Source organism: Bacillus sp. FSL R9-9497 (assembly GCF_038005805.1).
In the GTDB taxonomy this organism is placed as follows: domain Bacteria; phylum Bacillota; class Bacilli; order Bacillales; family Bacillaceae_G; genus Bacillus_A; species Bacillus_A cereus.
Genome location: NZ_JBBOTY010000001.1, coordinates 4,778,775 through 4,800,945, shown reverse-complemented (window position 1 = coordinate 4,800,945; position 22,171 = coordinate 4,778,775). Strand labels below are relative to the sequence as shown.

Genomic DNA, 22,171 nt, shown 5'->3' with positions numbered 1-22,171 from the left:
TTCTTCTTTTGTTTATTAGGGGGAGAGAAATGATTTCAGCATGAATAGAAGCTCTAATAGGATCTATTAGTTTAAGTACGGGTTTACACACGAAAAAGATTGATGTTAACATACGTTACTTGCAGCAGTATGAATGGTTTCTAATGATATATGAAGACAAGAAGTATCGAAAGTTATTTATTACGAACTACAAAGTTCGCTCATATTTACAAAGTAAGCTAAGAGTTCGATTGCTCGTAAAAAATAAAAATGCACAACGAAGATTTTTAAAATTAGTGGAAGAGCAAATAGAAAACGGCATACGAATTGAAATTTTGTAAAATACAATAAAAAATGAGAATTTGAGGTAGGCTTGTCAATAACGTGAGACTGTGGCACTATAAAGAAATGCTATACAAATTTTATTTATCGAGATGTAAACATCAATTTTGATTTTTACGTATAAATAATGAACGGAGGAAATAAATTTATGGCTACTTTACCAAATTGTCCAAAATGTAATTCAGAATATACGTATGAGGATGGCGTTCTTTTCGTATGTCCAGAATGTGCTCATGAGTGGGGCCAAGAAGCAGAAGCTGAAAATAATGATGGTGCAAAAGTTGTAAAAGATGCGAACGGAAACGTTCTTCAAGATGGCGACGCTGTTACTGTTATTAAAGATTTAAAAGTAAAAGGAACTTCTTCAGTTGTGAAGATCGGTACGAAAGTAAAGAGTATCCGTCTAGTTGATGGCGATCACGATATCGATTGCAAAATCGACGGTTTCGGAGCTATGAAGTTAAAATCACAGTTCGTTAAGAAGGCATAAGTAAATAGAAGAGGAGGCGAATAGCCTCCTCTTTTTATTATGTCACTTTTTGTCGGTAAATCGATATTTCGTACAAAATCGTTGATATATTCTGAGTTATGATAGATATATTTGAAAAATCGTTGATATATTGCAAGTTATGATAGATATATTGAAAAAATCGTTAATATAATTTCACTCACCGAGAACGATGCATCATTTACTGAGCGAAAGTTACGATTTACCTCGCATCATAGTCAACCTCTTTCAACTGACATCGCTTATTAAAGAACGTTTTATATCCAAGCTGTAAAAAGATAATGACAGCAAAGGCAGTACTTCCAGAAATACCGAGTATGATGGCGATTTGATATTGAATGGCTGTGAATGGTGATACACCGGATAATATTTGACCAGTCATCATGCCTGGTAAGCTTATAATTCCCATTCCGACCATAGAATTAATTGTTGGTAAAATAGCAGAGTCAAAAGCGTCTCGAATGAGCGGAGCAGCAGCTTCTTTCGGTGTTGCGCCGAGCATAAGTGCACCTTCAATTTGACCTCTTTGCGATTTCATATTGTTTAAGAACGTATTTGCACCAAGAGAAACACCAGTCATGGCATTCCCAACTAACATTCCTGTAATAGGGACGATATATTGCGGAGCATACCAAGGGTCATGACCGATAATAACAAAGATAAATAGTAGAAGTGGCCCAATTGATCCGGCGACCATGGAAAGGGCGGCTACTCGTTTTAATTCTTTAGACATTGGGATGTTAACCCGTTTATAAATATTAAAAATTGCAAAGGTAGTAATAGAAGTGATGAGAGCGATTGTATAAAATGGATTACTGTTTTCAAATACGTATGTAAGGACATATGCAACAAGTACGAGCTGAATCGTCATACGGAATGTTGCGAGCGCGATTTGTTTTTCGCGAGGTATTCCTTTTAATTTTACAAGTCCAATTAAAATAAGAATGAAAATATAGGCAGCTGCAAGTTGCCAAATTTGGAGTTCAATAATGCCCTTCAACTGAGAGCACTTCCTTTCTAGTTGCACCCTTTGTTTTGCTAATTTCAATAATATCGTCTGCAATTTCTTTTGGAAGTTGTTGCGAGTGTGTGATGAAGATAACTGTTTTTTTCTTTTTTCGTGCTAGTTCAGTAAATTGTTTCATAACGCGGCGTTCTGTATCACTGTCTAATGCTGAAGTGGGTTCATCTAATAAATAGACAGGCGGATCCATAAGTACGATACGTGCAAAGGCAAGTCTTTGTTTTTCACCGCCGGATAATGAGGAGGTGCTATCTTCTAATTGCTTGTCTAAGCTAACGGTTTGTAATGCACTCCGCAGGGCATCATCATTTGGAAATGGTTTTTCAGAAAGACGAAGTCCCATTAATAGGTTGTCTTTAACGGTTCCATCAAAAATAGGTGGAGTTTGCCCAAGCATAACTACGTCACGACGTAATTGAATAGGGTGATAATCAGAAATTAACTTTCCGTTATATTCAATTGTACCGGATGTTGGGGATTGTAAATCGTTTAACATGCGAAGTAATGTGCTTTTTCCGCTTCCGCTTTCACCGATAATACAAGTAATCTTTTCTTTTTGAATCTGTAAATAAGGAATGTGTAGTATATCTTTATATATAACGTCTTTTAATATAAACATAAATCGCTCCTTTCTGATTCTAGTTATATCGTATCAAAAAAAGAGGGGAAAATGGTTATAACGAACAACGTTTTTTCTTCGTCTTGAGTTTTATTAATAAGTTAAGTAAACGATCTAATTCTTGGCTGAAAGAAATCACTTTATCATGAGTGAATCCGTATCGTTCAACGAGATAGATTAACTCTTTCTTTTTCGCTTCTATTCGATTGTTTAGTTTCGATAAGTTCATAAGTGGAATGTAATGCCTCCTACAAAAGTATTTATCACATAAAAAATAAGACCGAATGAATTCGGTCTTAAAGGAAATAATAAAACAACTTACAAATAGCATACAATGTTTATCAATATTTTTTAATATGAAAATGAAAAATAAATCATTATAAATATTGAGAAAGATGTGTCTGATAATTTTTAAAAACTGATGCAAAGAGGCTGCCTACATAGTAGACAGCCTGTAAAGTATTAACCTTTATGATATTTGTACATCCAAAGAAGACCAGATTTTAATAATCTCGGTACACGTCCCATTAATGGTTGGTTTGCTAGTAAACCAAAGCCGTGCTTCTTACCAAGAGATCCTAGAACACCTTTTAATTTAATAACAGGTAGTTCATCCGGGAGTGGTTCATTATTCCAACGTTTTAATAATATTTGGACAATTTGTTCTCCTTGACCTTCAGCCAGTTGGGCAGATGGTGCATGTGGAAGTGCTGCGCAATCTCCTACAACGTAAACATGATCGTTATTTGGAATATTATGATATTTAGTTAAGACAACCCGTCCGCTACCATCTTGTTCAACTGGAAGGTTTCGAACAACTTCATTTGCTTGAATACCAGCTGTCCAGACGATTGCATCACATTCAAGTGGTTCATCGTGGTTGTACACAATATTTGGTTCTACTTTTGTAATGTTAGAGTTTCGTATAATGTTAACTTTATGCTTTACAAACCATTCTTCTACGTATCTACTTAATTTCTCTGGATATGGGAATAAAATTCTATCTTTTCGATCAAATAAATAGATTTTTAAATCAGAACGGCTTTCACGAAGTTCACTTGCTACTTCAACGCCACTTAAGCCAGCACCAACGACAGCTACTGTTGCATTTGGTTCTAGACTATTTAATTGTTCATATGTCTTACGTGTTTGTTCAATTGATTGTAGACTATGTGTATATTCTCTAGCTCCAGGAACGTTATGATATTTATCTTCACAGCCAAGTCCGATAATTAAATCATCATATTGGATCGCTTCGCCGCCATCAAGATGAACAGCTTTTTCTTCGAGGTCAATATTTGTTACTGTGCCATATTGAATATTGAGGCGTGGGTGTTCAGGAAACGGTATACGAATATGCGTTTCTGAAATAGTACCCGCAACTAATGCATAATATTCAGTTTTGAAGCAATGATATGGTACTTTGTCGATTAATGTCACTTGTACATCATCTGGAAGTTGGTTGCTTGGAAGTAGCCTTTGCAGAATTCTCATTCCACCGTAGCCGCCACCTAGTATTACGAGGTGTTTCATGATGGATTACCCCTTTTCTGTTGAAATATCCCCTAATCATAAAATTTTATATTAATAAAATATTTTGACTTTACTCAATCAAATTATATCGAATTTGTGAACAAATAACAATGCATGAATGAATACTCTGTTGTACAATAAGAAGAAAAGTAAACTGTTTTTCTTTTTAAGTTACTCTTTCATTGTAAGTAGCATGTTATATAGAAGAAATCATCTACTTTGAAGTGAAGTAATGAAGTAACTAAATAGTTTAGACTGTGTAACGAAAACAACAAGAAACAGCTTAGTTTTCTTCTTATAGATAAAGTGAAAAGGTAATTTGTTTTGTAGTACAGGGGGGAGAATTTTGATTAAACCATTAATTGAATTTTGTGTAGGTAACCTTGCAAGTGGTTCACAAGCAGCTCTAGAAAAATTAGAAAAAGATCCGAATTTAGATGTAATGGAGTATGGTTGTTTAGGATATTGTGGCATTTGTTTTGAAGGACCATTTGCACTTGTAAATGGTGAAGTTGTACAAGGTGCAACAGTAGAAGAGCTTGTTAATAATGTATATGAGTATTTGGATGAAAATCCAATGTTTTAAGGTGTTGCGAATTAGCAGCACCTTTTTCATTAGATAAAACTTTATTTCGTGGGGAAGACTAATACTGAGTATTAGTCTTCCCCAATCGAAAACAGTAGGATAAATAAAAAAAGGCCCTTTTTAGAAGGGCTTTTTTCTTACACAAATTGTGTAAGAGTGGCTCATCGCCAAACGTTGTCAAATATGAGAAACGGGGGACATTCATATTGTGTTCTAAAAGCATGCATTTTATACTTAACATAACAAATTATTTTTGGAGTGAATATAAATGAGCCAATTTTCTTTTACAAAAATGCATGGTCTTGGCAATAGTTATATATATGTAAATATGTTTGAAGAGCAAATTCCTGAAGAAGATTTAGCCCTTGTGGCCGAAAAGGTTTCAAATATTAATACTGGTATTGGAGCAGACGGGATGATTTTAATTTGCCCTTCAGACGTAGCTCCGGTGAAGATGCGTATGTTTAATAATGATGGTTCTGAAGGAAAGAGCTGTGGTAACGGTTTACGCTGCGTAGCGAAATATGCGTATGAGCATAAACTAGTAGAAGAAACAGTTTTCACAATTGAAACGTTAGCTGGTATTGTAACGGCTGAAGTAACAGTAGAAGCTGGTGTCGTGACATTAGCAAAAATCGATATGGGAGCACCGCGTCTAACACGTGCAGAAATACCGATGCTTGGTGAAGGTGAAACACCATTTATCCGTGAAAACTTCTTATACAATAATCATCGTTATGCATTTACAGCTGTTTCAATGGGAAATCCGCATGCGGTTATTTTTGTTGATGATGTAGAAAAAGCACCTCTTACAACACTTGGACCAGTTCTCGAGACACATGAAATGTTCCCAGAGCGAGTAAATGTTGAGTTTATCGAAATTTTGAATGATGACGAGATGAACTTCCGCGTTTGGGAACGTGGATCTGGTGTAACGCAAGCTTGCGGAACAGGAGCGTGCGCTGCAGTTGTAGCTGCTATTTTAAATGGAAAGATGGAACGTGGTAAGGAAATTACAGTCCATTTAGCTGGCGGCGATTTAATGATTGCGTGGACTGAAGAAGGGAACGTGTTGATGAAAGGACCTGCGGAAGTAATTTGTCGCGGAGTGTATGAGTACAAGATAGAAGCGTAAAGATGTATAATGGACTAAGAACAGAAAGGAAGGTGTATTTCATGATTGAAGTAACAGAACAAGCAGCTTTTCAAATTAAAGATATGTTAAAAGATGCTGAAGATGGAGAGAAGTATGTGCGCCTTGCTGTACACGGCGGCGGATGTAGCGGTCTTTCTTACGGCTTAGGATTTGAAGTAGAACCAAAAGAAGACGACACAGTGCTTGAGTTTTTCGGTGTTGAATTTGTTATCGATACAGAAAGTGCTCCAATAGTTAAAGGAGTAAAAATTGACTATAAACAATCTATGCTTGGCGGCGGATTTACAATCGACAATCCAAACGCAATCGCATCATGCGGATGTGGATCATCTTTCCGTACAGCATCGAATGCTGGTAAGCCAGAAGAGTGCTAAGTTTTTAGCTGAAATAGAGAAAGACCTTTTTAGCGATGGAATAAAATCGTTAGAAAGGTCTTTTCTTTTTGCGTTAAAACAGAAAATGCATGTAAAGTTACTTTAGATTTTAATTTAAATGTTATTATATATGGTATATATGATTAATGCTGTGAATTCGAGATTCATATTGTTCATTTTAAGATAAGATTATGTAGAAAAAATGTAAATGATTAGCAAAAATATACTATTTATTAGTTATATTTAATGTTAATATTTGTAACGAAGATGATTGGGGATTATGTTCGGACTAGTTGTAAATGCATCGGTTATTACTAATAGGTAGATTTATGCAGCACGATTGGTTCAACTAATAATCAGTGGGGAAGAAGAAAACCCCCCACTGATTAAAGTTTCACTTTATACAAAAAAGGTGCATGAGCGAGAAGGCTATAGCAAATTGTATAGAACTGAATAGTTCCGTATTAATTAAAATACGTTGATTACTAGATATAAAAAAACACCGGGGGGATTAGAGTGAAGTCATTTAAGAGAGTACTTATAGTAGGGATGGCGTTGACTACAGTATCGATTTTGGGAGCTTGTTCTAGCGATACAGACGTATTAACAAAAGCAGGAGCAAAGCAACCAGCGAAGGCGGAAGGTGAAGTACTAAAAGATCAGAAGAAAACACCTATGACTACGAGCAAACGTGAAAGTATTAAAAATGAGGATGCACCATCATCACAAAAGCGTTATATTTCTCATGATGAATCTCAAAAGATTGAGGAAGGTATGACGTATACGGATATTCTTAATACGATTGACTATGGTGGTGAGAACATAAAACATTATAATAACAATGAAAAACGCGTATTTTATACTGAAAAAGATACGGATGGTACATATGAAATTATGGTTGAATTAAATACATATGGTTACGTTGTAAATATTGAACGTACTGCTATAAAGGATGAAGATAAAGATACAGATAAAGAGAATCAGGTATTTACGAAACGTAGTGAAGAGCCTGTAAAGGAATATGAAGAAAAAAACGATCGTGTACCGTGGTATAAAGATGTAAATAACAATTCGGCAGCAGTAAGTTACAATCATTATTTGAAAATCAAAAAAGGTATGGCCGCGAATCAGGTAAAAGCTGCAATTGGACAGCCACATGTAATTGAGAAATATAAATCATATTCAGTATATGACTATACTGGTTATGGTGGAGAAGGATCATTACGTGTAATCTTTGAACCGAATGGAACTGTTACGGATGTAGTGGAAGATAGTTTACCACGATAATAAATTAGTTACGGGAAGAATTGTAGTAAAGTTGTCTTTGATTTTATAAAGTTTTTGGGAGCATCTCCGAATATAGGTGAAAAAATAATTCTCTTAGCCATGTTAACTATAGTATTAAGATTTACCGAAGTTTCTTCCAAATTCAATAGCGTTATCGTGGATGTTGTTGTCGTATTATCTTTGTTGATATATACCGCAGTAGGGCAGCAATTGTAACTGGACGTAAAAGGACGCGGAGGAGTAGCAGCCTCCTTTTGAAAGAAGGAGGAAAATATGATGGAGGATATTCTTGAATTCATAGGGAGATACGTAATTAAACCTATTATTAGTTTAGTGAGATATCTTGTAATAGAGATTATAATTGAAGGCATAATAGAAGGCGTAATAATACGGTATAAGGAAATTACGTGATAAGTGGCGGAATTGGCGTGAAAGACGTTATTGGCGGTAGTGTAGCTGATGAGCGTGAGAAACAAAAACGTTATACAGAAGCTTAATGGAATGACAATTTCTAAAGTGAAGAAATAATTATTATCTTACAAAAGTGTAATGTTCATGTCATGTTTTTGAATTTCTTCTTTAAGCTCCGGGCTTTAAGATAAGAATATAAGAAAAAACATATGAGGTGAAGGAAATGAAAAGATATATTGCACTGTTTAGTATTTTAGTTGTATTCGCAAGCCTTTTAGTTGGTTGTGATATTAATCGTTTAGGAAAAGATGAGTATTACGTTCAAGTTACAGCTGATGGAATTGAAAAAAATGAGAAGTTTGATAACGGAGAGCCACATAAATATTTCGAGTATAAATTAAAAGGATTCGATAAAGACGGTAAAGAGAAAGAATTAGAATTCATAGCTCAAAAAAATCTTCGTAAAGAAGCATTCCTACGCGTATACCACTCAGATAAAAAAGGTGTAACAGCTTGGGAAGAAGTGAAAAAAGACGAGCTCCCAGCGAAAGTGAAAGAAAAACTAAGTGTGAAATAAGACAGATAAAAAGGAATTGACGAACAGGGTCAATTCCTTTTTTTGTTTTCAAATTCTTCTTCTGAAATGACTTTAAATCCGTGTCTTTTAAATAAAGCAGTTGTCACTCCGAAACCAGTTTGCTTATTACCGTTAAATTCTCCAGTGTAAATCGTAGAACTACCACAAGATGGGCTGCGTTCTTTTAAAATAATATATTCTGGGTGTAAATCTTTAATTTGTTCTAATGCTTTATAAGCACCATTTACGAAAGCTGCTGTGACATCTTCACCATTTTTTGTTATCACTTTCGCTTTTCCGTCTAAAACGTCGTCGCCATTCCCGCCAATAATTTCAGCGGAAGGACGAGGTGTTGGTAGTCCTCCTAATACTTCAGGGCAAATGAGGACTGTATCTTCTTTTTGCAGAAGCTCCTCTATTTTTGAAACGAGATTGTCATTCCCGTCATAACGGCAAGCAATCCCACCTAAACAAGCGCTAATTACGATCATATTTTCATCTCCATTAAAAAATATTAACTATCACGCCAATTTCGCTTCCTGCCTCTTACTTATAAATGAGGTGATATAAATGGGAAGCTTATATAATTTAATGAAACCATATAGTGAATTTCGAAGTAAAGAAGAGTTTAATACATATCAAAAACAAGTTTTGAAGTGCTACCGATTTCAATTGAATAAAACTGATTCTATCATTATTCATTTTTTAGGAAAATATGCGGTGAATGAGAAACAAAAAACAGTAGGGGTTGCTTGTCCATTAATGGGGACGATTGCGACGAATGTTGGAAAGAGTATTCGTACAGTACGCCGTTCAATTGCAAAGTTAGAGGAACTAGGAATTATAAAGCGTGTTGCAACAAAAGAAAGGCATAAACGCGGCGGGTATAGTGCAAACTTATATGTATTTCTTACATCTGCGATTGACCGCATGGATGACCGTATGAAAATGTCCGCTTGTAAAACTGAGGATAATGCAACTGGCTGTAGTAAAAATGAGCAAAAAATTGCTGGGGAAACAATTCTTTCTAAAAACATTTCGCAAATAAAAGAGAAAAGAAAAGGAACGTATGAGCTTGATGAGACGTATTCCCGTCATGATATACCGAAGCCTTTTATATACGCACTGGTGCCGATGACGAGTAATCCGAAGAAAATTAATATATTTTGGAGTAAGGTCGAGCTTGCGTATAAAAAGAGTGGGTTATTAGAACAAGGTGTTTTACTAGAGCAAATATTAGCTGACGAAGAAGTGTATGGAAATTTAATTTGGCGCGTGAAAAGTGTTGTAAGAGCATATAAATATGGGGAAATTCGTAAAGACATTGGGGCACTTTTATACAGTACAGTGCGAGATTTATTTTTAGAGGTTGGATTAGAATGGGGAGCAGCATTAAGGAGAAGTAAGGGAATATCACTATTTGATCCATTCAAAAAAGAGCCATGCGTATAATACATGACTCTAAGTGGCTAATCGAACTTCCTTACAACTGGAACACGAATCGCTACAAATAGTACGAAGACGATAACAGCTATTGCACCACTTTTCATAACGGTTACGATTGGAATTCCCATTGCAAGTGCAAGTGATGTGAATGCATAAGAGAGCGGGATAAAGCCCATTGATGATAGCATAAGTAAACTCATTACGCGTCCCATCATTTCTTCTTTTACTGTCGATTGAATCATTGCCATAAGCGGTACAATCGCCATTGCGATTGTAATACCATAAAACATGCCGGCTAATAGTGCTTGCCAAAGTACGGTGCTAAAGTTGATGGCTAAGAAGAATATACCAGACAATAGCATCATGATAATACAAAATAGACCGCGTCTACGATTAATATTTTTTAAACCTACAATGATAGCACCGATTGCCATTCCGCCGCCTACAGATGCTTCTAAGTAACTAAACTGGAGCGAATCACCATGCAGAACGTTTTTAACAAAAAGCGGGAAACCAACTTGCATCGGGCCGATTAAAAATAAGTTTAAAAAAGCGCTACAAATAAGGAAAGTTGAAAGGAATGGCGATTCCTTTACATATAAGATTCCTTCTTTAATGGAAGTGAACATACCTTTATCTGTATCTTTTTGTTCTGGCATCGTAAATTGTATTTTTTGAACGAGTATGGCAGCGAAAATTAGTAATAAAATCGTAATGGAAAAGATTGTCTCATAGTTCGTAAATTTAATGAGAATACCACCAAGTACAGGGCCTAAGATGACCGATGCTTGGTTCGTCATTTGTGTAAGTGAATTTGCTTGTGTTAACCGGCTTTTTTCTACCAATTCCGGTAAGATAGATCCATCTGCTGACCAGAAGAAAGCATCAGCAAGTCCAAAGAATAAAGCGAATAAAGCAAATGTATATAGTGTTACATCACCGACAATGAACCATGTGAGAATGGTTGCGACAAGAATCGCTCGAATGATATTGGAGTAAAACATAATGTTTTTTTTCGGGAATTTATCAGCTACAGCGCCGCCGACAATCATAAAAATAAGCCTTGGAACACTAAGGGCTACGAAAACAACACCGAGTGAAGCTTCAAGGTTTAATGTTTTTGCTATGTACCACGTTTGTGAAAAAGTAAAAAAGGCTAAAGCAAAGCTTGAAAAAAGAGTAGCTGCCCAAAGAAAAAGGAAATTCGTATTTTTTAATAACGGTTTTCCGCTTCCTTCTAAAGCAGTTTTATTTTGTTGTAGTTCCTCCATATTGCTTCCTTTCTATGTGACGAATTTAAACTAAAAAACTTATTAACAATCGTTTTATACAGTTTCTAATATTTCTATACTGCACTTTCTCATTGTAGACAATAATAATGAATTTGCCCAGTAGCTATTTAACGACAAAAAAAGATGCCGAATGGGCATCTTTTTTTAGGCTAACGCAATATAAATATCCAATTGTGCATGATTTGGGTCTAATGCTCTTTCATCGTAAAGCTCAAAGTCTGTTGTGAAGGCACGTTTATTTTCTTTCGACCATTTCCAAATATATTCCCAAGCTTCACAAACGACTTCAGCAACTGGTCCCTTTCTTGTTGTAAATACCGCATATGTAGTAGCAGGTATTGTTAAAGTTGTCATATTTTCAGGAACGTCTTCTAATGAAGAAACAGGCATACCGATTGTAAATTGATATATACCAGTTTCATCTGATTCGTAGTTTGAGTAGAAAGCGAATGTTTCTTTCGTTTGTTGATTTGGGATGTGATGCATCATTTGTTCTTGAAAGTATCGGTTCCAAAGTTGTGGAATGTTTCCTTCAGTAGATGCCTCTTTTTCATTAGTCGTCGTAACCGAAACGCCGATTGCGTGGAAAGCTTCTTTTTTTACGATAATAGGTTCGTGTAGCATAAAAAATTCCTCCTTTTTTAAAAAAAAGAACGTTTGTTCTTGTTTAATATAACATAGTTTTACATGTAACGGTTGTTATTTTTAGAAAATTTTAATCATAAAAAACAAACTGAAAATGACTAAAAAATGGTAAATTTTCTATTGTATGTATAAATAGGATGAGGAGTATGTTAAAATTTTTAAGTATCCTTTAACTGTTATATAAACCTATACAGCACGGTGTTTTTACTATATTAAAAATATGGTAAGGGTTTGTATAAGTGTCCGATATATATGCTATTTTTGATAAATTAAAATAGTAATATTCTATGAGATTTATATTGTTGACATTGGGATTTCAACGATACATTTTCGTAGGTCGGATTGTTGTGAGTGGATATATATTGCTATGTATTCGGCTACTAAATGAAAGGGTTACTGAAATTAAGTAGACGGATAGCAAGTATATAGAAAGGAGAAAGGTAGAAAATATGAAGCAAGTATTGAAGTGTTTTAATGTCGTAACAATGATTACACTTCTCCTATCCATCATATTGCCTTCGCCCAGTGCTTTTGCTACAGAGATAAATAAAAAAAGCTGGGATGAGTTACAAGGAAATGATGTGAAAATTAAGGCAGAGAAAGTGAATGCTGAAATGTATAGGGGAGAAGTAGCTGAGAGGGAGCACGTATTTCAATATACGATTGAAAATACGGGAGATAAACCAATTCAAGAATTGGTGATTAAGCAAAATAATGATAATGAAATTATTTTTCTTCCTCAATCTGTGAAAGTAAACGGAGAGAAGTTACCTGAAAATAAGATAGGTGATTTCTATATAGAGGAAAAAGATAAGGGAGGAAAGCTTCTTTCTTCTAATCTTAAAATTCGAGATTTAAAATCACACGAAAAAATGACTGTGTTAATAAAAGCTAGTCGCACGCAGCATTTTAATAAAGAGTTCAAACAAAAAATTAGTGTGCAAAAAGATCAAGTGCAAATAGGAAACATGTCTGTAGATGTTGAAGGGCTTCCTTCTGAAGAGAAGTTAGAAGCTAATACCGATGATGAGGTTGACAGTAGTAAGAAAGAAGTCGGATCAATAACTGATTCAAAAACTAAAGAAGTGGATGGAAAATTAAAAGTATCTGTAGAAGATAAAAATACATCTACACAAAAAACAGAAATAGAGAAGGTAAAACAACCTGAAGCTGAAAAGCAACTAGAAAAAGAGGAAAAGCAATCACCTTTAGCAGTAAAGCAGAGTGATGCAGAAGTACAAGCTGCATCAGAAAATGCTTCGAAGGTTCAAATCCAAACAGGAGATAAACAAGGATTTGGAGACCCGTTGTATTCTACAATTGCTCCTGGTAATTTAGTACAGACTGGTAATGTGACGCTTGGTTTGACATCTGATCATTATGGCAGACAAAGTATGGGTTATAGAGCGAATAAAATGACTGTGGACGTTGATAACGATGATAGTACTTTTAATTCATCAACAGGTGCATTTCCTAACATTCCTGCTGGAAGTAAAGTGAAAAAGGCGTATTTGTTTTGGACAGCTGCTATGGGGACTCCAAGTGATGCAAGGACAGATTATAGAGTTAGCGATGAAGATGTAAGACAACCCGTTAAAATGAAGATGGGAAATAAGCAATACGCTGAAGTAAGTGCTGATAGTATACGAAAAGCGAATTCTTTACCTTATATTGCAAATCACTATGGCAATGGTGCAGGGTACGTAGCGTATGCAGATGTAACAAATGTAATTGCACAGCAAGGTATTTCTCAAACGGTGACAGTTGCAAATGTGCCACAAATTAAATTTGAAAAAGGTAGTGGCTATTACTGGGGTAACTGGAATCTTATATTAGTTTATGAAAACTATAAAGAAACAGTAAAAGACATGAAGATTTGGGAAGGGCTAGTCTCTCAAAAAAGTACAGCTTGGACAGATATTAGTGTTAATAAAATAAACACACCAAAAGAAGGCGCTTTTAAGGCGAAATTTAGTTATTTTTCATCGCAAGGTGATCCAGCTGATAATGATGGATATGCCTATGATTATGGAGAGTATGATTTTGGGTTAGGGTATCAAAAGTTTAAAAATATTAAAGGTAAAGATAATGATGTTAATGACTCATCTATGACAGAAGTACAAGTAGATGGTACTAACGAATTTGTTACGAAAAAATACCCAGGATATAATCCAGATTGGACAAATTCTTTCAGTACAGATATTCATACGTATCACCTTGAAGGACCCACTCAAGTGAAAAATGATTTAAAAGAAGCAAAAATGCGTTTTAGAGCATATGGTGGTGGCGGTGATATTTACGTATTAAATAACGCTACACTCGTTACAGAACATAATGCTCCAAACTTACAAGTTGATAAAAAGGCATTAGATAGTGCCGGAAAAGAAATTAAGGACGTTAAAGCTGGTGAAGAGTTTACGTATCAAATTGAAGTGAAAAATGATACGAAAAATAACCAAGCGCCGGTATCAAATGTAAAAGGTTTTGATAAATTAGATGATCGTTTAGAGTATGTTCCAGGGTCTATTCAATATGTTACTGGAAGCAATAAAGGACAAAAAACAGATGATGCAAACGATGATGAAGCAGAGTTTGTAAATAATCAAATTGATTTCCGTGTTGGTGAGGGTGCAGATGCTAAAAACGGTGGTGTTTTAAAGCCGGGTGAAAGTACCGTTATTACATTCAAAGTAAAAGTGAAAGATTCTGTACAATCAGATACAACAGTAAAAAATGTCGTTGTTGTAAAGGGACAAGATAGTGCCGAGATAAAGTATGAAACTGAGGACGATGCAAATGTTACGGTTACTACCCCAAAAGAAGTTCCAGGGGAAATAGAGGCGAGAAAAATAGCTTCTAATAAAACACCGAAGTTAGGTGATGAGGTAGAGTATCGTATTACATTTAAAAATAAGATAAAAGATGGACGTCTAGATGTATTGACGATTGAAGACGAATTACCAAGTAGTCTTGAATACGTGAAAGATAGTTTGAAAGCCGAAGGTGTAAAACCAGAGCCAGTAGAGCTGAAGTTTGAAAATGGCAAAGTAATTGCAAAGTATCCAGAAATTATGGATATGGAAGAAAGAAGTATCGTCTTTAAAACAAAAGTAAAAGAAACTGCAAAAATTGGTGAAGAAATTGTTAACAAAGCAACCGTTAGTGATAAAACAAATCCACCAAAGGATCTAGAAGAGAAGATTACACCACAGCATAAGGCCGGTAAAATTGATGCAAAGAAAAAAGCAACAAATAAGAAGCCGAAGCTAGGAGAAGAATTTGAATATCAAATTAGCTTTAAAAATACGGTGGAAAACGGAAAACTAGATGCAGTTACAATAGAAGATGAAATTCCAGCTAACTTAGAATTTGTTCAAGGTAGTGAGAGGGCTGAAGGTACTGAACCAAATCCAGTAGAGTTAAAAGTAGAAAATGGTAAGGTAATCGCAAAATATCCAGAGATTACGGATACAAAAGAGCGAAGCATCGCCTTTAAAGTGAAAGTAAAAGAAGAGGCAAAAGCGGGAGAAACGATTGTTAATAAAGCGGTTGTGAGTGAGCCAAATGGACAGTCTGAGCATCCAGAAGAAAAGATTACGCCGGATTATAAATACGGTAAAGTGGATGTAGAAAAAAACGTAACGAATCAAACACCAAAACTAGGAGAAGAAGTGGAATACCGAATTACATTTTATAATACGGTAGAAAACGGAAAACTAGAAACGGTGTTAGTAGAAGATACACTACCAAAAGGTGTTGAATACGTGAAAGATAGTTTGAAAGCTGAAGGTATAAAACCAGAGCCAGTAGAACTAAAAGTGGAAGATGGCAAAGTAATGGCAAAGTATCCAGAGATTATGGATACAGAAAAAAGAAGTATTGTTTTTAAAGTGAAAGTAAAAGATTCGGCAAAGGTAGGGGAGGCAATTGTAAATAAAGCAATTGCAAAAGATCCGAAAAATGAGCCTGTTGAATCGAAGGTTGTTATTACACCGCAAAGTAAAAAAGGTGAAATTGCTGCTACAAAGGTAGTTAATAATAAGAAGCCGAAGTTAGGTGAAGAAATCGAGTACCGCATTAGTTTTCATAATACGGTTGAGAACGGAAAACTAGAAACGGTGCGAGTGGAAGATACAATTCCAAAAGGTCTTGAATATGTAGAAAATAGCATCAAGGCCGAAGGAGAAGAACCTGGACCAGTAGAATTAGCTGTTGAAAATGGGATAGTCAAAGCTAAGTATATCGATATTATGGATATGAAAGAAAGAAGTATCGTCTTTAAAGTAAAGGTGAAGGAAGAAGTAAAAGTAGATAAAGAGATTGTCAATAAAGCAATTGTTGATGATACGAAAAATCCACCGATTGAACCGGAGGAAAGAATTACTCCGCAACATAAGGATGGAATAATTGATTCGAAGAAGACAGTAGATAATCCATCACCAAAACTAGGAGAAGAAGTAGAATACCGAATTAGCTTTAAGAACACGGTAGAAAACGGAAAACTAGAAAAGGTAATAATAGAGGATACAATTCCTAACGGTTTAGAGTATGTAAAAGGCAGTGAAAAGGCTGAAGGTGATAAACCAGCTCCATTAAAGTTAAGTGTGAAAGATGGAAAAGTTATTGCTGAATACGACAATATTACGGATATGAAAGAAAGAAGTATTGTCTTTAAGGTAAAGGTGAAGGAAGAAGCGGAAGTGGGGAAGGAAATCATCAATAAGGCAATTGTTGATGATATGAAAGATCCGAAAGAACCAGAAGCGAAAATTACACCATTACACAAAGATGGAAAAATTAAAGCGAGGAAAATCGTAAATAATGAAACACCGAAGTTAGGAGAAGAAGTAGAATACCGAATTAGTATGAAAAATACGGTAAAGAACGGAAAGCTAACAGACGTGACAGTAGAGGATACTTTACCAGAAGGTTTAGAGTATGTAGAAAATAGTTTGAAAGCAGAAGGTGCCGGAATAGATTCAGTAGAGCTGAAATTTGAAAACGGTAAAGTAATGGCAAAATATCCAGAAATTACGGATACAGAAGAAAGAAGTATCGTTTTTAAAGTGAAAGTAAAAGAAGAAGTAAAAGTCGGTAAAAAAATCATTAATAAAGCAACTATTGATGATTCGCAAAATAAGCCAGTTAATCCGACAGCGGAAATTACTCCTCAGTATAAAGATGGAAAACTTGAAGCAAAAAAGACAGTAAATAATGAAACGCCGAAGTTAGGAGAAGAAGTGGAATACCGAATCAACTTTAAAAATACGGTAGAACATGGAAAGCTAACAGAGGTAAAAATAGAAGATGATTTACCAAATGGATTAGAGTATGTGAAAGATAGTTTAAAAGTAGAAGGTTCTAAGCCAGATCCAGTGGAATTAAAATTTGAAAACGGTAAGGTAATGGCAAAGTATCCTGAGATTACAGATACAAAAGAGAGAAGTATTACCTTTAAAGTGAAAGTAAAAGGTAAAGTGAGCGATTCAATTGTTAATGAAGCGATTGTGAGCGATACGAAACATCCGCCAGAAACACCGACAGCAGAAATTATTCCGCAACATAAAGACGGAAAAGTGAAAGCGAAGAAGACGGTAAATAATGAAACGCCGAAGTTAGGAGAAGAAGTAGAATACCGAATTAGTTTTAAAAACACGGTAGAAGACGGAAAACTAGCAGAGGTGAAAATAGAAGATACTTTACCAGAAGGTTTAGAGTATGTAGAAAACAGTGTGAAAGCAGAAGGTACTAAGCCGGATCCAGTAGAATGGAAAATGGAAAATGGTAAGGTAATGGCGAAGTATCCAGAGATTACGGACACAGAAGAAAGAAGTATCACTTTTAAAGTGAAAGTAAAGGAAGAAGTGAAAGTCGGTAAAAAAATCGTCAACAAAGCAATTGTTGATGATACGAAAAATGAACCAGAAACACCGACGGCAGAAATTACTCCGCAGCATAAAGACGGAAAAGTGGAAGCGAAGAAGACGGTAAATAATGAAACGCCGAAGTTAGGAGAAGAAGTAGAATACCGAATTAGTTTTAAAAATACGGTAGAAAACGGAAAGCTAGCAGAGGTAAAAATAGAAGACGATTTACCAAATGGATTAGAGTATGTGAAAGATAGTTTACGAGCGGAAGGTACTAAGCCGGATCCAGTAGAACTGAAAGTGAAAGATGGAAAAGTAATCGCCAAATATCCAGAGATTACGGATACAGAAGAAAGAAGTATCGTCTTTAAAGCGAAAGTAAAAGAAGAATTTAAAGTTGGTGAAGGCCTTGTCAATAAAGTAGTTGTTGATGATACAAAAGATCCAACAACTTCAGAAGTAACAATTACGCCAGAATATAAAGACGGTAAGCTTAAAGCAGAGAAATTTGTAAACAATAAAAAACCGAAATTAGGAGAAGAAATAGAATACCGAATTAGTTTTAAAAATACGGTAGAAAACGGAAAACTAGTAGAGGTTAAAGTAGAAGATGAAATTCCAGCTGGATTAGAGTATGTAGAGAACAGTTTACAAGCAGAAGGATCTAAGCCTAGTCCGGTAGAATTGAAATTTGAAAACGGTAAGGTAATGGCAAAGTATCTAGAAATTACGGATACAAAAGAAAGAAGTATTATCTTTAAAGTGAGAGTAAAAGAAGAGGCAGAAATAGGCAAGGAGATTGTTAATAAAGCAATCGTAGTAGATACAAAAAATGAGCCCGAAGAGCCTCATGTGGAAATTACTCCGCAATATAAAGATGGTAAAATTGCTGCGCAGAAAGTGGCGAATAATCATAAACCGAAACTAGGAGAAGAAGTAGAATACCGAATTAGTTTTAAAAACACGGTAGAAAACGGAAAACTAGCAGAGGTAAATATAAAGGATGCATTACCAAATGGTTTAGAGTATGTGGAAGGCAGTATCACGGCAGAAGGTTCTAAACCGAAACCAGTAGAGCTACATGTGAAAAATAATAAGGTAATGGCAAAATATCCAGCTATTACAGATACAGAGGAAAGAAGCATTGTCTTTAAAGCGAAGGTAAAAGAAAGCGCAAAAGTGGGGGAAGAAATCGTAAATGAGGCAATTGTGGATGATACAAAGAATCTGCCAGAAGAGCCTTATGTACCGATTACACCACAGTATAAAGATGGTAAAATTGAGGCAAGAAAAGAAGTAAGTAACCATGAACCGAAGTTAGGTGAGGAAATCGAATATCGAATTATTTTTAATAACACGGTGAAAGATGGAAAACTAGCAGAGGTAAAAATAGAAGATAAAATTCCAGCTGGATTAGAGTTTGTAGAAGGAAGCGAAAAAGCTGAAGGTGAAGAGCCAAAACCAGTGGAGTTGAAAGTAGAAAATGGCAAGGTAATGGCAAAGTATTCAGAGATTATGGATACGCAAGAAAGAAGTATTGTCTTTAAAGTGAAGGTAAAAGATTCGGTTACAATAGGGAAGGACATTACAAATAAAGCGATTATCCATGTTGATGATCCGAACCATCCAGTAATTGATCCGACAGCAAAAATTACACCACAATATAAAGATGGTAAAATTGCTGCTCATAAAAAGGTGAATAATCATAAACCGAAGCTAGGTGAAGAAATCGAATATCGAATTTCATTTAATAATACGGTGAAAGATGGAAAACTGGCAGAGGTTAAAATTGAGGATGAAATTCCGTTTGGTTTAGAGTATGTGAAAGATAGTCTAAAAGCAGAAGGTGATAAGCCGTCCCCAGTAGAGTTGAAAGAAGAAGCTGGTAAGGTTAGTGCGAAGTATGAAAATATCACTGACATGAAAGAAAGAAGCATTATCTTTAAAGTGAAGGTGAAAGATTCCGTTGAAGTGGACAAGGCAATTGTAAATAAAGCAATTGTTGATGATACAAAAAATCCACCAGAGCGACCAGAAGTAGATATTACACCGCAGCATAAAGATGGTAAATTTAAAGCTAATAAAAAGGTAAGTAAAAAAGATCCAAAGCTAGGAGAAGAAGTAGAGTACCGAATTAGTTTTAAAAATACGGTAGAAAACGGAAAACTAGCAGAAGTGAAAATTGAGGATCAACTACCAAATGGATTAGAGTATGTGAAGGATAGTTTAAAAGCAGAAGGTAATGAACCAAATCCGGTAGAGTTAAAAGAAGAAGCTGGAAAAATTACAGCGAAGTATGAAAATATTACTGATACAGCTGAGCGTAGCATTATCTTTAAGGTAAAAGTAACAGAAGCAGTAAAAGTCGGGAAGAAAATCGTGAATACGGCAATTGTGGATGATGATAATCCGAAGAATCCTCCGCAAAAACCAGAAGCGATTATTACACCGGAGTATAAGAATGGAAAAATAAAAGCTGAGAAAACAGTAAATAACCCAGCTCCAAAATTAGGAGAAGAAGTAGAGTATCGAATTACGTTCCGTAACGTAGTTGAGCACGGAAAATTAGCGAAGGTGAAAATTAAGGATGAATTACCAAACAGTTTAGAGTTTGTAGAAGGTAGCGAAAGAGCTGAGGGGGATAATCCAAAACCGTTGCATGTAAAAGTGAAAAACGGCACAGTACTCGCAGAATATCCAGAAATTACGGATACGAAAGAAAGAAGTATCGTCTTTAAAGCGAAAGTGAAAGAAAAAGCTAAAATTGGCGAAGCGATTGTGAATACGGCGGTTGTGGAAGATACTATAAATCCACCAGAGAAACCGAATGTCGCGATACAACCTCAACATAAAGAGGGTGTATTACAAGCTGAAAAGACTGTGAGTAACCATGAACCGAAGTTAGGAGAAGAAGTAGAATATCGAATTAGTTTTGAAAATACGGTAGAAAACGGCAAACTAACTGAGGTAAAAGTAGAGGACGAAATTCCAGCTGGTTTAGAATACGTACAGGATAGTATAAAGTCTGATGGGCCGGAACCAAATCCAGTAGAACTTAAAGTTGAGAATGGAAAAGTAATAGCAAAGTATCCAGAAATTACGGATACGAAAAAAAGAAGTATCATCTTTAAAGTGAAAGTACAAGAAACGGTACAAGTAGGAAAAGAAATTATAAACAAGGCGGTTGTGGATGATAATAATCCGACAAATCCACCAGTTGAGTCACTTATACCAATTACACCTCAATATAAAGATGGGAAACTAGAGGCAAGGAAAGAAGTAAGTAACCATGAACCAAAGCTAGGGGAAGAAATCGAATATCGAATTACTTTTAACGGCACAGTAGATGGCGGGAAGTTAGTTGATGTAAAGATTGAAGATGAAATTCCGTCTGGTTTAGAGTATGTGAAAGAAAGTCTGGAGGCCGTAGGTGATAAGCCTGTACCAACAGAACTTAAAGTCGAGAATGGAAAAGTAACAGTGAAGTATCCAGAAATTACGGATACGAAAGAAAGAAGTATCATCTTTAAAGTAAAGGTAAAAGAATCAGTAAAAGTTGGAGAGGAAATAACAAATAAAGCGATCATTCATGTAGATGATCCAAATCATCCAGTTATGGAACCGACAGCGACAATAAAGCCAGAATATAAAGATGGTAAGTTAAAAGCGACGAAGACAGTAAATAATAAAGAACCGAAGCTAGGAGAAGAAGTAGAATACCGAATTAGTTTCAAAAATACGGTAGAAAACGGTAAACTAGCAGAGGTAAAGGTAGAAGATGAAATTCCAGCCGGTTTAGAGTACGTGCAAGATAGCATTAGATTTGAAGGGGCTGAACCAAATCCAATAGAGTTAAAAATGGAGTTTGGAAAAGTAATAGCAAAGTATCTAGAAATTACAGATACGAAAGAACGTAGTATTATTTTTAAAGTGAAGGTAAAAGCAGCACCAAGTAAAGGGATAACAAATAGAGCGGTAGTGGACGATAAAATAAATCCACCACTTGAGCCTACAGTTACAATTTTACCGAAAACAAAAGAAGATCTTAAGATACCAGAAGAGCCGAAGGAACCAGAAGTGAAACCGGAAGAGCCGAAAGAACCGAAAGAACCGAAAGAACCGAAAGAACCAGAAGTGAAACCGGAAGAGCCGAAAGAACCGAAGGAACCAGAAGTGAAGCCGGAAGAGCCGAAAGAACCGAAAGAACCGAAGGAACCAGAAGTGAAGCCGGAAGAGCCGAAAGAACCGAAGAACCGAAGAGAACCAGAAGTGAAACCGGAAGAGCCGAAAGAACCGAAAGAACCAGAAAAGAAGAGCCGAAAGAACCGAAAGAACCAGAAGAACCAGAAGTGAAAAGAGCCGGAAGAACCGAAAACCAGAAGTGAAGCCGAAGGAACCAGAAGTGAAGCCGGAAACCGAAAGAACCGAAGGAACCGAAAGAACCGAAAGAACCGAAGGAACCAGAAGTGAAGCCGGAAGAACCGAAAGAGCCGAAGGAACCAGAAGTGAAACCGGAGGAACCGAA

15 protein-coding genes and 2 pseudogenes are annotated in these 22,171 nt (G+C 35.8%); 10 read left to right on the top strand and 7 right to left on the bottom strand.

All coding sequences use genetic code 11. The annotated features are described in order from the left end of the window. Positions 1-44 precede the first annotated feature (44 nt). Positions 45-310: pseudogene (locus tag MKY21_RS24865) on the top strand (hypothetical protein). A gap of 159 nt (positions 311-469) precedes the next feature. Beyond that, positions 470-811 (top strand): alkylphosphonate utilization operon protein PhnA, encoded by a 342-nt coding sequence (gene phnA, locus MKY21_RS24860; protein WP_000212737.1) that lies wholly within the window; start codon positions 470-472, stop codon positions 809-811. Between the two features lie 220 nt (positions 812-1,031). On the opposite strand, the gene MKY21_RS24855 is transcribed toward phnA, so the two are convergent. From MKY21_RS24855 to MKY21_RS24840, 4 genes are all read right to left on the bottom strand, one after another. Continuing rightward, positions 1,032-1,829, bottom strand: coding sequence for an ABC transporter permease (locus MKY21_RS24855; protein ID WP_000676009.1), 798 nt, complete (start codon positions 1,827-1,829; stop codon positions 1,032-1,034). Next, positions 1,813-2,472, bottom strand: a complete 660-nt coding sequence (locus MKY21_RS24850; protein WP_000470262.1) for an ABC transporter ATP-binding protein — start codon at positions 2,470-2,472, stop codon at positions 1,813-1,815. The genes MKY21_RS24855 and MKY21_RS24850 overlap by 17 nt, the downstream gene beginning before the upstream one ends. 55 nt (positions 2,473-2,527) lie before the next feature. Continuing rightward, entirely contained in the window at positions 2,528-2,701 is a 174-nt protein-coding gene (locus MKY21_RS24845; RefSeq protein WP_001054089.1) for an aspartyl-phosphate phosphatase Spo0E family protein, read from the bottom strand. Positions 2,702-2,934: 233 nt separating this feature from the next. Next, on the bottom strand, positions 2,935-4,005 hold the full coding sequence (locus MKY21_RS24840) for an NAD(P)/FAD-dependent oxidoreductase (RefSeq protein WP_000682077.1): 1,071 nt from the start codon (positions 4,003-4,005) through the stop codon (positions 2,935-2,937). 346 nt (positions 4,006-4,351) lie between these two features. Between MKY21_RS24840 and MKY21_RS24835 the strand changes: the two genes are divergently transcribed. The 6 genes and pseudogenes from MKY21_RS24835 to MKY21_RS24810 all read left to right on the top strand — a co-directional run bounded on the left by MKY21_RS24835 (position 4,352) and on the right by MKY21_RS24810 (position 8,396). After that, on the top strand, positions 4,352-4,591 hold the full coding sequence (locus tag MKY21_RS24835; protein WP_000595026.1) for a YuzB family protein: 240 nt from the start codon (positions 4,352-4,354) through the stop codon (positions 4,589-4,591). Between the two features lie 268 nt (positions 4,592-4,859). Further along, a complete protein-coding gene (gene dapF / locus MKY21_RS24830) occupies positions 4,860-5,726 on the top strand; it encodes a diaminopimelate epimerase (RefSeq protein ID WP_000077391.1) in 867 nt (288 codons plus the stop codon). A gap of 41 nt (positions 5,727-5,767) precedes the next feature. After that, a complete protein-coding gene (locus tag MKY21_RS24825) occupies positions 5,768-6,121 on the top strand; it encodes a HesB/IscA family protein (RefSeq protein ID WP_000573825.1) in 354 nt (117 codons plus the stop codon). Positions 6,122-6,637: 516 nt separating this feature from the next. After that, the gene (locus tag MKY21_RS24820) at positions 6,638-7,408 is read left to right on the top strand and encodes a hypothetical protein (RefSeq protein ID WP_086392825.1); all 771 of its coding nucleotides are present in this window, start codon (positions 6,638-6,640) and stop codon (positions 7,406-7,408) included. A 422-nt stretch (positions 7,409-7,830) separates the two neighbouring features. After that, positions 7,831-7,899 (top strand): annotated as a pseudogene (locus MKY21_RS24815) (methyltransferase); the annotation flags it as partial. Between the two features lie 143 nt (positions 7,900-8,042). Further along, complete coding sequence (locus MKY21_RS24810; protein ID WP_000833122.1) at positions 8,043-8,396, top strand: YxeA family protein; 354 nt, start codon at positions 8,043-8,045, stop codon at positions 8,394-8,396. A 29-nt stretch (positions 8,397-8,425) separates the two neighbouring features. Here the strand turns inward: MKY21_RS24810 and MKY21_RS24805 are convergent, their stop codons facing one another. Then, complete coding sequence (locus MKY21_RS24805) at positions 8,426-8,887, bottom strand: DUF523 domain-containing protein (protein ID WP_000635484.1); 462 nt, start codon at positions 8,885-8,887, stop codon at positions 8,426-8,428. A gap of 79 nt (positions 8,888-8,966) precedes the next feature. On the opposite strand from MKY21_RS24805, the gene MKY21_RS24800 reads away from it, so the two are divergent. Further along, positions 8,967-9,848, top strand: a complete 882-nt coding sequence (locus MKY21_RS24800; protein WP_044797485.1) for a helix-turn-helix domain-containing protein — start codon at positions 8,967-8,969, stop codon at positions 9,846-9,848. Between the two features lie 17 nt (positions 9,849-9,865). On the opposite strand, the gene MKY21_RS24795 is transcribed toward MKY21_RS24800, so the two are convergent. Further along, the gene (locus tag MKY21_RS24795) at positions 9,866-11,113 is read right to left on the bottom strand and encodes an MFS transporter (protein ID WP_109140397.1); all 1,248 of its coding nucleotides are present in this window, start codon (positions 11,111-11,113) and stop codon (positions 9,866-9,868) included. A 165-nt stretch (positions 11,114-11,278) separates the two neighbouring features. Continuing rightward, positions 11,279-11,758 carry a GyrI-like domain-containing protein gene (locus tag MKY21_RS24790; RefSeq protein ID WP_109140396.1) on the bottom strand — a complete coding sequence of 160 codons (480 nt, stop codon included), beginning with the start codon at positions 11,756-11,758 and terminating at the stop codon, positions 11,279-11,281. 470 nt (positions 11,759-12,228) lie between these two features. On the opposite strand from MKY21_RS24790, the gene MKY21_RS24785 reads away from it, so the two are divergent. After that, positions 12,229-21,999 carry an isopeptide-forming domain-containing fimbrial protein gene (locus tag MKY21_RS24785; RefSeq protein ID WP_341077578.1) on the top strand — a complete coding sequence of 3,257 codons (9,771 nt, stop codon included), beginning with the start codon at positions 12,229-12,231 and terminating at the stop codon, positions 21,997-21,999. The last annotated feature ends 172 nt before the right edge of the window (positions 22,000-22,171 follow it).

Coding starts and splice junctions, on each gene's coding strand:
- phnA (WP_000212737.1), top strand. CDS start 470: ATGGCTACTTTACCAAATTGTCCAAAATGTAATTCAGAATATACGTAT.
- MKY21_RS24850 (WP_000470262.1), bottom strand. CDS start 2,472: ATGTTTATATTAAAAGACGTTATATATAAAGATATACTACACATTCCT.
- MKY21_RS24845 (WP_001054089.1), bottom strand. CDS start 2,701: ATGAACTTATCGAAACTAAACAATCGAATAGAAGCGAAAAAGAAAGAG.
- MKY21_RS24840 (WP_000682077.1), bottom strand. CDS start 4,005: ATGAAACACCTCGTAATACTAGGTGGCGGCTACGGTGGAATGAGAATT.
- dapF (WP_000077391.1), top strand. CDS start 4,860: ATGAGCCAATTTTCTTTTACAAAAATGCATGGTCTTGGCAATAGTTAT.
- MKY21_RS24825 (WP_000573825.1), top strand. CDS start 5,768: ATGATTGAAGTAACAGAACAAGCAGCTTTTCAAATTAAAGATATGTTA.
- MKY21_RS24810 (WP_000833122.1), top strand. CDS start 8,043: ATGAAAAGATATATTGCACTGTTTAGTATTTTAGTTGTATTCGCAAGC.
- MKY21_RS24805 (WP_000635484.1), bottom strand. CDS start 8,887: ATGATCGTAATTAGCGCTTGTTTAGGTGGGATTGCTTGCCGTTATGAC.
- MKY21_RS24800 (WP_044797485.1), top strand. CDS start 8,967: ATGGGAAGCTTATATAATTTAATGAAACCATATAGTGAATTTCGAAGT.
- MKY21_RS24795 (WP_109140397.1), bottom strand. CDS start 11,113: ATGGAGGAACTACAACAAAATAAAACTGCTTTAGAAGGAAGCGGAAAA.
- MKY21_RS24790 (WP_109140396.1), bottom strand. CDS start 11,758: ATGCTACACGAACCTATTATCGTAAAAAAAGAAGCTTTCCACGCAATC.
- MKY21_RS24785 (WP_341077578.1), top strand. CDS start 12,229: ATGAAGCAAGTATTGAAGTGTTTTAATGTCGTAACAATGATTACACTT.